This window comes from Gordonia sputi NBRC 100414 (genome assembly GCF_000248055.1).
GTDB lineage: Bacteria > Actinomycetota > Actinomycetes > Mycobacteriales > Mycobacteriaceae > Gordonia > Gordonia sputi.
Genome location: NZ_BAFC01000034.1, coordinates 67,132 through 79,909 on the forward strand (window position 1 = coordinate 67,132; position 12,778 = coordinate 79,909).

The 12,778-nt window shown below is 64.6% G+C and carries 15 protein-coding genes; 5 read left to right on the forward strand and 10 right to left on the reverse strand.

Features of this window, described 5'->3' with window-relative positions; genetic code table 11:
* Positions 1-5: 5 nt before the first annotated feature.
* On the reverse strand, positions 6-797 hold the full coding sequence (locus GOSPT_RS05080; RefSeq protein ID WP_005203682.1) for a ParA family protein: 792 nt from the start codon (positions 795-797) through the stop codon (positions 6-8).
* A gap of 137 nt (positions 798-934) precedes the next feature.
* Complete coding sequence (locus tag GOSPT_RS05085) at positions 935-1,300, reverse strand: hypothetical protein (protein ID WP_051993743.1); 366 nt, start codon at positions 1,298-1,300, stop codon at positions 935-937.
* Positions 1,301-1,502: 202 nt separating this feature from the next.
* Between GOSPT_RS05085 and GOSPT_RS05090 the strand changes: the two genes are divergently transcribed.
* Entirely contained in the window at positions 1,503-2,426 is a 924-nt protein-coding gene (locus GOSPT_RS05090) for a diacylglycerol/lipid kinase family protein (protein WP_005203686.1), read from the forward strand.
* 445 nt (positions 2,427-2,871) lie between these two features.
* Positions 2,872-3,126, forward strand: a complete 255-nt coding sequence (locus GOSPT_RS05095; protein ID WP_005170735.1) for a WhiB family transcriptional regulator — start codon at positions 2,872-2,874, stop codon at positions 3,124-3,126.
* 88 nt (positions 3,127-3,214) lie between these two features.
* On the opposite strand, the gene GOSPT_RS05100 is transcribed toward GOSPT_RS05095, so the two are convergent.
* The 5 genes from GOSPT_RS05100 to GOSPT_RS05115 all read right to left on the reverse strand — a co-directional run bounded on the left by GOSPT_RS05100 (position 3,215) and on the right by GOSPT_RS05115 (position 6,297).
* Positions 3,215-4,777, reverse strand: coding sequence for a sensor histidine kinase (locus GOSPT_RS05100; protein WP_005203688.1), 1,563 nt, complete (start codon positions 4,775-4,777; stop codon positions 3,215-3,217).
* Between the two features lie 16 nt (positions 4,778-4,793).
* Positions 4,794-5,009, reverse strand: coding sequence for a biotin/lipoyl-binding carrier protein (locus GOSPT_RS05105; protein ID WP_005203691.1), 216 nt, complete (start codon positions 5,007-5,009; stop codon positions 4,794-4,796).
* 146 nt (positions 5,010-5,155) lie between these two features.
* Entirely contained in the window at positions 5,156-5,230 is a 75-nt protein-coding gene (locus tag GOSPT_RS24650) for a 50S ribosomal protein bL37 (protein WP_109239415.1), read from the reverse strand.
* A 105-nt stretch (positions 5,231-5,335) separates the two neighbouring features.
* Entirely contained in the window at positions 5,336-5,659 is a 324-nt protein-coding gene (gene rsrA, locus GOSPT_RS05110) for a mycothiol system anti-sigma-R factor (RefSeq protein WP_005203692.1), read from the reverse strand.
* Entirely contained in the window at positions 5,656-6,297 is a 642-nt protein-coding gene (locus tag GOSPT_RS05115; protein ID WP_197500860.1) for a sigma-70 family RNA polymerase sigma factor, read from the reverse strand. The genes rsrA and GOSPT_RS05115 overlap by 4 nt, the downstream gene beginning before the upstream one ends.
* A 483-nt stretch (positions 6,298-6,780) precedes the next feature.
* Here GOSPT_RS05115 and ybaK point away from each other — a divergent pair, with 483 nt between their 5' ends.
* Together ybaK and GOSPT_RS05125 are read left to right on the forward strand one after the other, a co-directional pair.
* Positions 6,781-7,272 (forward strand): Cys-tRNA(Pro) deacylase, encoded by a 492-nt coding sequence (gene ybaK, locus GOSPT_RS05120; RefSeq protein ID WP_005203697.1) that lies wholly within the window; start codon positions 6,781-6,783, stop codon positions 7,270-7,272.
* A 57-nt stretch (positions 7,273-7,329) separates the two neighbouring features.
* Positions 7,330-8,127, forward strand: a complete 798-nt coding sequence (locus GOSPT_RS05125) for an SOS response-associated peptidase (protein ID WP_039854824.1) — start codon at positions 7,330-7,332, stop codon at positions 8,125-8,127.
* A gap of 15 nt (positions 8,128-8,142) precedes the next feature.
* On the opposite strand, the gene GOSPT_RS05130 is transcribed toward GOSPT_RS05125, so the two are convergent.
* Positions 8,143-9,144 carry a zinc-binding alcohol dehydrogenase family protein gene (locus GOSPT_RS05130; RefSeq protein WP_039854786.1) on the reverse strand — a complete coding sequence of 334 codons (1,002 nt, stop codon included), beginning with the start codon at positions 9,142-9,144 and terminating at the stop codon, positions 8,143-8,145.
* A gap of 41 nt (positions 9,145-9,185) precedes the next feature.
* Here GOSPT_RS05130 and GOSPT_RS05135 point away from each other — a divergent pair, with 41 nt between their 5' ends.
* The gene (locus tag GOSPT_RS05135; RefSeq protein WP_005203704.1) at positions 9,186-9,851 is read left to right on the forward strand and encodes a DUF1345 domain-containing protein; all 666 of its coding nucleotides are present in this window, start codon (positions 9,186-9,188) and stop codon (positions 9,849-9,851) included.
* Between the two features lie 34 nt (positions 9,852-9,885).
* Here the strand turns inward: GOSPT_RS05135 and GOSPT_RS05140 are convergent, their stop codons facing one another.
* Positions 9,886-11,367 carry a flavin-containing monooxygenase gene (locus GOSPT_RS05140; RefSeq protein WP_039854825.1) on the reverse strand — a complete coding sequence of 494 codons (1,482 nt, stop codon included), beginning with the start codon at positions 11,365-11,367 and terminating at the stop codon, positions 9,886-9,888.
* Between the two features lie 99 nt (positions 11,368-11,466).
* Positions 11,467-12,615: an ATP-grasp domain-containing protein gene (locus GOSPT_RS05145; protein WP_210734946.1), complete on the reverse strand. Its 1,149-nt coding sequence runs from the start codon at positions 12,613-12,615 to the stop codon at positions 11,467-11,469.
* Between the last annotated feature and the right edge of the window lie 163 nt (positions 12,616-12,778).

Sequence of the window (12,778 nt, forward strand, 5' to 3'; positions counted from 1 at the left end):
AAAGCTCAGCTCGGATCGAAGGTCCGCACGTCCTCGCCTGCCTCCCAGTGCTTCCAGAGGTTCTCGGCGAGATCGCGATATGCCGTGGCGCCCTTGTTCTTTCGACCACGCATCACCGACGCGCCAGATGCCGACGCCTCCGCGAACCGCACCGTCCGCGGGATCGGCGGCTCGATCACGGGGAGGTCGTACCGATCCGAGACGTCGGAGAGGACGTCACGACTGTGGGTCGTCCGTGCGTCGAACAATGTGGCGACGGCACCCAGCATCGTCAGGTTGGGGTTGGTGATCTGCTGAACCTCGTTGACCGTGCGCAGAAGTTGTCCGACGCCGCGATGCGCCAGCGTCTCGCACTGCAGCGGCACGATCACCTCATCGGCCGCGGTGAGCCCGTTGAGCGTGAGGACTCCCAGCGAGGGCGGGCAGTCGATCAGGATGACGTCGAAATCCTCGGCCACCTCCGCGAGCGCCCGCTTGAGCGCGTACTCGCGCCCCGGCCGCATCAACAGGAGCGCTTCGGCGCCCGCGAGGTCGATCGTCGCGGGGAGCAGCGTGACGTTGTCGGCCGTGTCGAGGAGAACGTCGGCGATTTCCTCATCACCCAGCAGCACGTCGTGGACCGACGCCTGGAGTTGATCGGGATCGTGCCCCAATGAAAACGTAAGGCACCCTTGTGGATCGAGGTCGACGACGAGCACCGACGCGTCGAGATCGGCGAGCGCGGCGCCCAGGGATTCGACAGTGGTCGTCTTGGCGACGCCACCCTTCTGATTCGCTACCGCCAGCATCCGCGTCATGCGCTCACTCTACGACCCGTCAGATCACAACGTCTCGAGCGCACCGGGTTGTCACACACAATTTCCATCGTGTGATCGAAATCAATACCCCAGTTCGCTTCGACGCCCCGTCCAGCGCCTACTCCGAGGCATGTCACTCACTCGGAAGCGTCGAGGTCGCCGGAGATCCAGCGCACCGACGCCGGATGGAACAGCAGGACAAGTGTCACCACCGCCGCGATTGCCAAGGGGATCGCGAATCCCACCTGGTGGCTGGTGAACAGGTAGTAGGCAACCGGGAGGAGCAGGATCTGAGCGACCAACGAGATGGCCCGACCCCACCGACGACCGCGCATCAGCGCGATCCCGCCGACGAGAACGCCACCGAAGATGATTCCGAACCAGGCCGCGGTGCCATATCCGCTGATCGCGGCCTCATGGTGGCCCGCAGCCGCACGGATCACCAGGACGACGGCGAAGATGACCGCAATCGCGCCCTCGAGCGCCGTGATGGCCCCCGCCACGCGTAGCTGAACCGGACATAGCTCGTCCGTGTCCGAGGTCGTCTCGGCCTTCTCACGCCCGTCTCGCGGTGCCGACCTACGGGCACCACGACCGGCGGGGTCCTGCTCTTTGCTCACCCGTCCAGAGTATTGGGTGCTCGGAGTACGGGGGCGCAGGGTCGGCGTTCGCTGCGACCCCATATCCTCGGGAGTCGTGCGCGTCATGCTCATCGTCAACCCCTTCGCGACCGCGACCACCGCCGCGGGTCGTGATGCGCTCGTCAATACCCTCAGCGCCCATGTCCCGGTCGACGTCGAGCACACCACGCACCGTGGTCATGCGGGCGAACTCGGCGCGCGTGCCCGAGAACAGGGATACGACATCGTCGTCGTGCACGGCGGCGATGGCTCGGTCAACGAGGTGGCCAACGGCATTCTCGGATCGCCGGCCGAGTTCGATCCGACACTCGCCCGCCCGGCGCTCGCGATCATCCCCGGAGGCAGCGCCAATGTCTTCGCACGGACCCTCGGCATCGATTCCGACCCGCTGCGCGCGACGCGCCAGCTGATCGACCTCGTCGACGCCTCGTCGATTCATCGAATCGGCTTGGGGCACACGGATACTCGATGGTTCCTGTTCAACGCGGGAATGGGTATGGACGCCGTGGTGGTGCACGCGATGGAGGACAAACGCCACGCGGGCAAAGCGGCAACACCCGGCCGATACCTGTGGACGACGGTCAGTTGCTTCATACGCGGATCGTCGAGCCAGCCCCCTTTTCGCGTGCAGTTCGACGGCAACGAGCCGATCGACGGTGTGCGATTCGCGTTCGTCTCCAACACCACGCCCTGGACGTTCTTGGGCAACCACGAGATCCGCACGAACCCCGGCACCGACCTCACCGCACGCCTGGGCCTGTTCGCGGCGACGTCGACAGGCGTACTGCGCAACGTCGGACTCGCCACGCGACTGCTCACCCAGCGCGACCCCAAAGCGCCACACCTCATTCGCGACGACGACGTCGAGTGGGTCCAATTCGACGCCGAGGAGCCGATCGACGTCCAGATGGACGGCGACTACGTCGGGGCGTTCACGTCGATCCACTTCTCGCACCGCGAGTCCGTACTCGGCGTCGTCGCTCCCTGAGCGCTTCACTGCCATGCACATCGCCCCCTAGCAGCGCAAACTCGACCGTCTCAACCGGCCTCACCTGACTCTCGGGTCAGATGAATTTCGGGTTACGCCCGGGCAGACGGCAATCGTCGGGTGACCACGATCACGCCCCTGGGTGTCAGAATGCGATCTACGCCACTAGCTGCGGAAACATATCGGCAATAATCGAACAACCGGCGTAGCATAGAACATTGGCACGGACGCGAGTGCACCACCCCCCTCCCGCCAAGGGCCACGGAGAGTGATATTGCACACGTGTCAGCGGAACACCATTGACTTCAGCTGGATTCGTGAAAGTATTCACAAGCAACAGCACGGAAACATTTGGTGTGTCTACGTGAACTGATGGTTACAGCCACAAGAAGCAAGATTTCGATGACGAGTGGTGCGCGCAACACACGCACCTGAAGGAGAAGGAATGGACTGGCGTCACAAGGCAATCTGTCGCGACGAGGACCCCGAGCTGTTCTTCCCGGTGGGAACCAGCGGTCCGGCTATCGCACAGATCGCCGATGCGAAGCTCGTCTGCGCGCGGTGTCCCGTCACCGCCGAATGTCTGTCCTGGGCTCTCGAGTCCGGTCAGGACGCCGGTGTGTGGGGCGGCATGAGCGAGGACGAGCGCCGAGCACTGAAGCGTCGTACGGCACGCACGCGGACCCGCAGCAGCGTCTGATCGACTCACAAACAGTCTGATCGACCACGATCCCGTGGGGGACCAACAAAAAGACCCGGCCATCGCGCCGGGTCTTTTTGTATTGCCCTCACGTCGGCGTGCGGGCGTGCAGTGGAACAGCGATGCGCGCCTGCGCTCCCCGACCTTCCGGGTTCGGCCCGAGTTCCAACTCACCTCCGAGCTCGATCGCGACAAGTGTCTGCACGATCTGAAGCCCCAAGCGCTCCGAGTCGTTGATGGAGAAATCGGCCGGCAGCCCCGAACCGTTGTCGCGCACGGTCACGACCATGCGCCGCACGTCGCGGTCGGCAGAGATCTCGATCCTGGCGTCGTCATGTACTTGAGGTGTGCCGTCTCTACTGTCATCCACACGGTCATCCCCGCGCGGGCGGGCGAACCCATGCTCGACGGCGTTCTGGATCAGCTCTGTCAGCACCATCACGAGCGGCATCGCCAGCTCTGCCGGGAGCACCCCGAGCCGGTCACGGTGGCTCACCGACACCGGCGTCTCCCCGGCGGCGACGTCGACCATCGTGGGAAGCAACCGGGAGACGGCCTCGTCCATGTCGACCTCTTCGTCGACGCTGCCCGAGAGCAACTCGTGCACGGTCGCGATGGCTGCCACTCGTCGGACAGCCTCGACGAGTGCCGATCTCGCTTCCTCGTTGGACGTGCGACGTGCCTGCAGACGCAACAGTGCAGACACCGACTGCAGGTTGTTCTTGACCCGGTGATGAATTTCCCGGATCGTGGCGTCCTTGCTGATCAGTGCGAGGTCTCGACGCTTGACCTCGGTGACGTCGCGGATCAGCACCACGGCACCGGAACTCACACCGCGCGGACGCAACGGCACCGCCCGCAGCAGCACGGTCGCCCGGCGCGCGTCGGCTTCCATACGCATCCCGATGTCGGGGTACGGCCCCTCCGGCGGCGCGACGACGCCCGCGGCGACGTCGATCATCGTGGCGGCGTCGTGAGACTCGAACGGGTCGGTCAGCAGCGACGTCGTGACCTCTGACAGTCGTCTTCCCGAGAGCTCCGACGTCCACCCCATGCGATGGAACGCCGACAGCGCGTTGGGACTCGCATAAAGGACGACGCCGCGCTCGTCGATCCGCACGAAACCGTCGCCCGCGCGTGGGGTCGACAGGCCTCGCGGGTTGACCTCGAGCCGCGCGAACGTGCCGTCGGCGACCATCTGGCACAGGTCGTTCGCCGAGTCCTGATAGGCCAGTTCGAGCGGCGACGGCAATCGCGGATGGGTGAGGTCGACAGCTCGGGTGAGAACACCGATGACCTCACCGGAGAATCCGACGGGAACCGCCTCGCGCCGAATGGCGATCGGACCGATCCAGGTGGGGTCCTCCTCGCGGAGAATGTGCCCTTCGTCGAATGCGCGCAGCGCCTGCGGGTTGGCGTCCGCACCGACGACCATGCCGACCTGATCGCTCGGGAACACCGTCGACGCCGTGTTGGGTCGGCACTGCGCGACCGTCACCACCTCGCCGTTCTCGGCGCGTACTGCTAGCAGGAAATCAGCGAAGGAAAGGTCGGCGAGCAGTTGCCATTCGGCGACGACGCGCTGCAGATATGCCGCTGCACGGTCGGAGAGTGTTGTGTATTCGGCGAGGAGATCGGCCAGCGTCGACATCGGTGACGGTGCGCGGCTACTCGTAGGTGGCGATGATGTCGCCTGCCTGAATCACGTCGCCCACCTTGACCCTGACATCTGCGAGCGTTCCCGACTCCTCGGCGAGGACCGGGATCTCCATCTTCATCGATTCGAGCAGCACCAGCGTGTCGCCGATCTCGATGCGCTGACCAGGGGTTGCGCGGACTTCCAGAACACTCGCCACGATCTCGGCGACAACGTCTTCTGCCATGTGAACAACCTAGTCCACCGCTGTGACAGGCAGAGCGCGCACCGCGGCGGCGGGCTGCCGGCAAGCGATCACGACACGAAAAAGCCCGGGCGGACGCGGTCGGTATGACCGTCGATCACGCTCCGGGCTTTCGTCTGGCACGCAGCTCAGGCGTTGGGGCGCTTGCCGTGGTTGGCTGCGCTCTTCTTGCGTGCGCGCTTCTTGCGTCCGCGCTTACCCATGACGGGCCTCCTTCGTCTCCGATGTGCTCAGTGATTATCCCACGTCGCACCCGGAATCCTGGAATCGGTACCGGTTGGACCTGCGTCGCTTCGTCGAAAGCCGGGTCACTCGCCCGCGGAATACCGCGTTTCGCGAACGACGACAGTCTTGCGAATCTCGACGCGCAGCCGGTCACGCAGGCTGTCGGGCGCACGATCTCCCCCGCACTTGCGGTTGATCAGCGCCTTGAGCTGGCTCTCGATGCCGTAGTGCGCCAGGCACGACGGGCACTCGTCGAGATGCTGTTGAAGTCGGGCGCGAGCGGCGGCGTCGCACTCGTTGTCGAGCACAAGCCACACATCGGCGATGACCGCGGAGCAATCGAGTGAGGTGAATTCGGGATCGTCGGCAGGCGGTATCGGCGCCACATCGGGAGTCGAGTCGCTCATCGTGCCACTCCGCTCTCGGAGGCAGGCTGACGGAGGAAGCCACGATCGCGTGCGACGTCTGTCAGCAGTTCACGCAGTTGACGTCGACCACGATGCAGTCGTGACATGACCGTTCCGATGGGAGTGTCCATGATCTCGGCGATCTCCTTGTACGGAAGACCCTCGACGTCGGCGTAGTAGACGGCCATCCGGAAATCCTCCGGAAGTGCCTGCAGCGCAGCCTTGATCTCGTCGTCGGGCAGGGCATCGAGCGCCTCGATCTCAGCAGAACGCAGACCGGTCGACGTGTGCTCGGCATTGGCTGCGAGCTGCCAGTCGGTGATCTCGTCGGTCGGGTACTGGGCAGGCTGACGCTGCTTCTTGCGGTACCCGTTGATGTAGGTGTTGGTCAGGATGCGATACAGCCAGGCCTTGAGGTTGGTCCCCTCACGGAACGACGCGAATGCCGAGAAAGCCTTGACGTACGTTTCCTGAACCAGATCCTCTGCGTCGGCGGGATTGCGCGTCATACGCAGCGCCGCGCCGTACATCTGATCGAGCAACGGGAGCGCGTCGCGCTCGAACCGTTCTGTCAGATCGGCGTCGGTCTCCGACGGATCAGCGCGACGAGGTGCCGCCGAACCCGCTGCTGCGGTCAAATCGTCGATTGCCGACGCTTCGGTTTCCGGTGCTTCGGTTTTCGACGCTTGTGAGGCGGTGTCGCTTGTCCTGTCAGCACCGCCGTCAGAGTCGGGGGACTCGGGAGAAGCCACGTAATTCCCTTCGCTGATGACTCCGATGCCGCCCAACCCGGTGAGGGTCTGCGCAGGTGCACCGGTGATGTCGATCAAGCTTACCGACCCGGCTCCTTCTCGCAGCTCACCAGGTCGTGGTTGCCTCGGTCGTTCGAGCAACGTCGCTCCCACGGCAATCCACCTCCTCGATCTGTTGAATACGCTCGTGCTGTTGATGTCGCGGCATGTGATGTCGCGGTATTGATCTGTGGTGATCGCCCGCTGAACAGGGGTTGCGAGCGTCCTGACATTGTTGGTCAACAGGGCTGCGCCGACAATTGTTCCGCGCATGTCCGATTTCTTCCGGTGCCCGCGTCTGCGGCCCCGCTGACACATCTGGAGGTTCCGATGGCAGCCACCCCCGCGCTCGCGGCGCTCAGCAGGGCTGATGTGCCGCACGAGGTACACAGCTACACCCACGATCGGAAGTCCGAGGCGTATGGAGCGGAAGCGGTGGATGCGCTCTCGTCGACACTCGGGGTTGCACCCGAGCAGATCTTCAAGACGCTCGTCGTGGCATTGACCGGCGGCCCCGGCGGCCTTGCCGTCGCCGTGGTACCGGTGCCGCACAAGCTGTCGCTCAAGGCCGCGGCAGCAGCACTCGGAGCGTCGAAGGCGGTGATGGCCGAGGCGAAAGCAGTCACCCGATCCACCGGTTACGTCCTCGGCGGTGTGTCACCACTCGGCCAGCGAACCGCGCTGCCGACGGTCGTCGACTCTTCTGCTCTCGAGTGGGATCGCGTCCTGTGCAGTGCAGGTAAACGCGGCCTGGAAGTGGAGCTGTCGCCCACCGACCTGGTCGCCGCGACCTCGGCCATCACCGCCGACATCGCCGCCTGAGCGTTTCCCTGTCCCTGTCAGCCCCTCGTGTCAGCCCCTCGTGACAGCATGGACTGCATGTGTGGACGTTTCGCGGTGACGACCGACCCTGCCAAGCTCGCGGCCGAGATCGACGCGGTCAACGAGGTGCCCGCTGCGCCACCCACACCCGACGACCAGACCAGCGCCAACCAGCCGAGCCCCGATCAGCCGAACACCGATCAGGCACCGCGGACCCTGGGCACCAACTACAACGTGGCACCGACGTCGACGATCCTGACCGTCGTCGAACGTCATTCTCACGGCGACCCGCACGACGATCCGCGGCTGCGCGTGCGAGCGATGCGATGGGGGCTGGTACCGACGTGGGCCAAAGAGGTCGGCAAGGGACCGTTGCTGTTCAACGCCCGTGCCGAGACCGCTGCGGAGAAGAGTTCGTTTCGCAGTTCGGTGAAGTCCAAGCGCTGCCTCGTGCCCATGGACGGTTGGTACGAGTGGAAGCCCGGCCCGGAAAACAGTAAGGGAAAGCCGACCAAGATCCCGTTCTTCATGTCACCCAAGGACGGGACACGGCTGTTCATGGCGGGTTTGTGGTCGGCCTGGCACGACCGCACAGATCCCGACGCGCCACCCCTGCTGAGCTGCACCATCCTGACCACCGACGCCGTCGGCGACCTGCGCGAGGTACACGACCGCATGCCGCGGATCATGCCCTACGACAGTTGGGATGCCTGGCTCGATCCCGACCACCCCGCACCGTCGGAGCTCTTCGCGCCGCCGAGTGAGGCCATCGCCGACGCGATCGCGATCCGCGAGGTCTCGCCACTGGTGAACCGCGTGGCCAACAACGGACCGGAGCTGCTGGCACCGGTCTGAAACTGGTGGCACTCGTCAGTCGGGAACGAGTACGGCGGCGCCGTCGAATCGGCCCGCTTTGAGGTCGGACAGCGCTTGGTCGGCCTTCGACAGCGGGTAGGTGTGTGTCGTCGCCGCGACACCGTAGCGGGCGGCGAGCTCGAGGAATTCGCGTCCGTCGTCGCGGGTGTTGGCGGTAACCGAGCGGATCTCCTTCTCGTAGAACAGTTCTCGCTCATAGTTCAGTGCGGGAATGTCGGACAGGTGTATCCCGGCGATCGACAGCACCCCTCCCCGGTCGAGTGCGCGCATCGCCACCGGGACCAGGTCGCCGACAGGCGCGAAGGTGATCGCTGCGTCGAGAGGGACCGGCGGGGCGTCGTAGGCACCGTTGACCGAGGCCGCCCCCAACGATCGGGCAAGAGCCTGCGCCTGTGCGCCGCGGGTCATGACGTGAACCTCGGCGCCCTGCGCGATCGCGAGCTGCGCGCAGAGGTGCGCGCTGCCGCCGAAGCCGTACAGGCCAAGGCGACCACCCTCCGGTAGCGAGGCGCGCTTGAGTGCGCGGTACCCGATGATCCCCGCACACAGCAGGGGCGCAAGGGTGACGTCGTCGACGTTCTCCGGAAGGCGATAAGCGAAATCGGCGGGCACCGTTGCGTATTCGGCATATCCACCGTCGACGTCCCACCCGGTGTATGTCGAAGCGGGACAGAGGTTTTCGCTCCCGCGCCGACAGTAGGTGCACGTGCCGTCCGTTTGGTGGAGCCATGCGACCCCGACCCGCGTGCCCCGTTCGAAGCCTCGCGCACCCTCCCCCACCTCGACGACTTCACCCACCACCTCGTGTCCTGGCGTGACGCCTGGCCGACGTACCGGCAGGTCGCCCTCGGTGACGTGGAGATCGGTACGGCAGACACCGCACGCGCGCACCTTGACCAAGAGTTCGCCAGAACCGGGCGTCGGGACCGGTTTGTCGACCAGATCGAGTGGGTGTTCGTCGATCGGTGCAGGCTGGGTGACTGACCACGCGCGCATGTCCCCACTCTATTGCGGGCCGCGCGGTGTGTACTTGCTCCATGAACTCTCAACATCCGAAGTGGCGCATCCACCGCGGCGACGCACCGGTGCTGGTTCGGCTCCTCGTGAGCATCGTGGTGGGCTGGGCCGTCGCGGTAGGGATCTGGTCGGAACGTCCCACCGCTGCGCCGCTGGCCGGCTGGGCAATCGGCGCAGGCCTGTTCGTGCTGTGGACGTGGTTGGCGTTGTGGCCGATGGACAACGAGGCAACCGAGACGCACGCCAGTCGCGAGGAGCCGACGCGCCTGGGCGCGTTTGTCATCGTGCTGCTGGCAGCATTCGTGAGCCTCATCGGGATCGTCGAGGTGCTGACCCGAAAAGACCCGGTACTCCTGTTCATCGCACTGCTGTCGGTGGTGGCATCGTGGGCCGCCATCCACACGATGTACGCAACCCACTACGCACGCATGTACTTCGGCGGCGACGGCGTCAGTGAAGACAAGGGCGACGCGCCGCTCATCGATTTCCATCAGTCGGAGTCACCGCGCTACAGCGATTTCGTGTACGTCGCGATCACGGTCGGGATGAGCTACGCGATCTCCGACACCGACGTCGGCTCGTCACGGCTTCGTCGGACACTGGTCTTCCACGCCCTGCTGAGCTACTTCTTCGGCACCGTGATCGTCGCGCTGCTGATCAACCTCACCGCGAACGTCGGATCGTGACGCAGCACCGAATCCTCCTCTCCCCCAGCAACACTCAGCGATAGGAGTAGGAGTCCAGCGGGTAGCTGTCCATCTCACGCAGCGTGGTCAGCGTCGAATTCGGACGCAGGAGCGTCGCCTCGCCGTGCGGGTCGAAGTAATAGCTGCGCGACGTCGCACAGTTTCCGCGATAGAACACCGACGACTGCAGATGCTCGGTGACCTCGTCGAGGAACGCGTCGTTGGCGGCGTCGGTCACCTCGAAGACCTCCGTCTTGCGTCGACGCATCTCGCCGAACAACCGGGCGATGTGTTTCATCTGCGCCTCGATCGTCGTGAAGTACGAGAGGCCACTGTAGGAGTACGGACTGTTGAGCGACAAGAAGTTCGGGAAACGCGGAATGGTAATACCCTCGAAGGCCTGGAAACGGTTGTCGCGCCACCACTTTCCGAGGTCCCGGCCCTCCCATCCGATCACGGTCATCGCGGGAAAGTTGGTGTCCCACAGGTCGAATCCGGTGGCGAGTACGAGCGTGTCGATCTCGTGCCGCGTCCCGTCGGCGCTCACGATGGCGTCGGGTTCGAAGTGCCCGATGCCGCCGGTCTCCAACGTCACGTTCGGGCGGGCGTAGGCCCGAAAGTACTTGTTGGAGAATGTCGGTCGCTTACACCCGAAGTCGTAGTCGGGTGTCAGCGCCCTCCTGGTCGCGCCGTCGGGAACCTGAGCGCGCAGATGCGCCCGGGCCAGCAGTGCCGCGGCCTTGTTTCCCGGTTTGAATTGCTTGAAGTGCAGGACGCCGAACACCATCAGCATCTCCAGTAGCGAGGTGTTCACCAGACGAGCGGCGCGTTGCGTGAGCGGCACAGTGGCGAACAGATTCTGCAGCGCAGCGGGAATGGCGAAATCGACCTTGGGCACCACCCAGATCGGTGTGCGTTGGAAGACCGTCAGATGCGCTGCGTCGCGGGCGGCTTCGGGAATCAACTGCACCGCCGTCGCCCCGGTGCCGATGATTGCGACCCGACGCCCGGTGAAGTCGAATCCGTCCTCCCAGTCGGCGGTGTGCAGCACCTTCCCTTCGAACGAGTCGAGACCGGGAAAGTCGGGGACGTGCGGTTGCGACAGGAACCCCGTGGCGGTGACGTAGTACCGACAGGTACGACTCGAACCGTCGGCGGTGTACACGGTCCACAACCGCGCCTGCTCATCCCACTCGGCCTTCTCGACGCTCGTGCCGAACTCCATGTGACGCTTGAGGTCGTACTTGTCGGCGATGTGCTCGGCATAGCGCTTGAGTTCTGCGCCGGGAGCAAACAGCCGCGACCAGAACGGATTCGGCTCGAACGAGTACGAGTACGTCACCGACGCGATGTCGACGGCGAGACCGGGATAGTGATTGACGTGCCACGTGCCACCGAGGTCGTCTTCGCGTTCGAGAATCGCTATCGATTCGACGCCCTGCCGCTTGAGTTCGATGGCTCCGCCCATTCCACCGAAACCTGCGCCGACGATGACGACCTCATGATCTGGCTGCACCACGATCCGACCTCACTCCCCGAAGTATCTGTGACCTACGAACACAGTAACCCAGGTCACTTCGGAGGCAAAGAGTGGCGGCTTCCGGTCGGCGGGACCTCAGCCGATGGATGAGCCGTCGTAGAGGACGTCGAAGAATTGCGTGGCGACGAGTTGCTCGCCTTTCTGGCGATTGACACCGAGCTGCCTGCGGTACTTGGCGACGTGCTGCAACGACAGCGCCGAGTACAGCAGTGGCAGGTGATCCTTGCGTTGGTCGTAGACACCCGCCGCGCCCTTGGCCGCTGCGCGATTGGCCTTCCAATGCGACGGGTGCATCAGGACGTCGCGGATCACGGCCGCCTTGATCATCTTCTTGCGTCCTGGGGGCACCACGACCAGCTCACCCGGATCGAACAGCGCGGCGTCGAATTCCTCCGGTGTGGCGATAGTGCATCCGGCGGTGGGGCGCGGGTTGCACTCCACCATGTGGTGCACGCCGTCGTCGGTCACCAAGAAGTCGAAACTAATCTGGCCGTGCCAGTTCAATTCGCGCGCGATGGTCTGTGCCGCGTGAAGCGACTCGGGAGAATCGACGGACTCGAACACGATTCCGCCGCGATTGTCGATGGCCAACGGGTGCTCGTAACAGGAGTGCAGCACCACCTCGCCGTGGTGCACCACGCTCCAGCTACACCGGTCGACACCCTTCAGGTACTCCTGCACCAACCACGGATCCTCCGCGGTGGGATGTACGCCGTCGAGACTCGTCTCCGCGGCGAGCGGACCGGTATTCGTGACGACGTCGAGCCCACCGCGGCCGTAGGCGGCGCGCGCGAACCAGTGCTCCCAGTGAGTCGTCGCCGCGCGGAGCTCATCGTCGTTTGTCGCCGTGATCGATTCGGCCACAGGAAGATTCAGTGAGCGACACAGTTCGGCGAAGCTCACCTTGTCGTGTACGCGATGCAGCGTCGGGAAGTCCGGAAAGAAGAGCTCCAGGTCAGGGTGCCCCGCCAGCAGCCGGTCGCGATGGTAGGCGAGGTAGAACACCTCCTCGAACATCGGCAACAACCAGGTGACGTTCTCGGTGTCGATGATGTCGACGACCGCGGCGATGAACGCCTCGGTCTCCTGGGTCGGTGCAGGCACCGTGTAATGCTTGGCAGCTCCCCGCGAATGGCTTCCCGGCGCAGAACTGAACGTATCGGCAGCGATCACCCGACGTCCGGTGACGCCGAGCTTGTGAATCTCGTCGACTGCGAACGGCATGCGCGACGTGGTGGCAAGAATCGTGGGATCGATGGCTGGCACGAATCCACCGTAACGGGCCGGTGCACCGTGTGCGGCGATAGAGACATTCACGGCATGAATTCGACGCTGCGGCAGCGGCCTGCTCCGATCGATCGCCAGATGTGTGTCGAATCGAAGGATG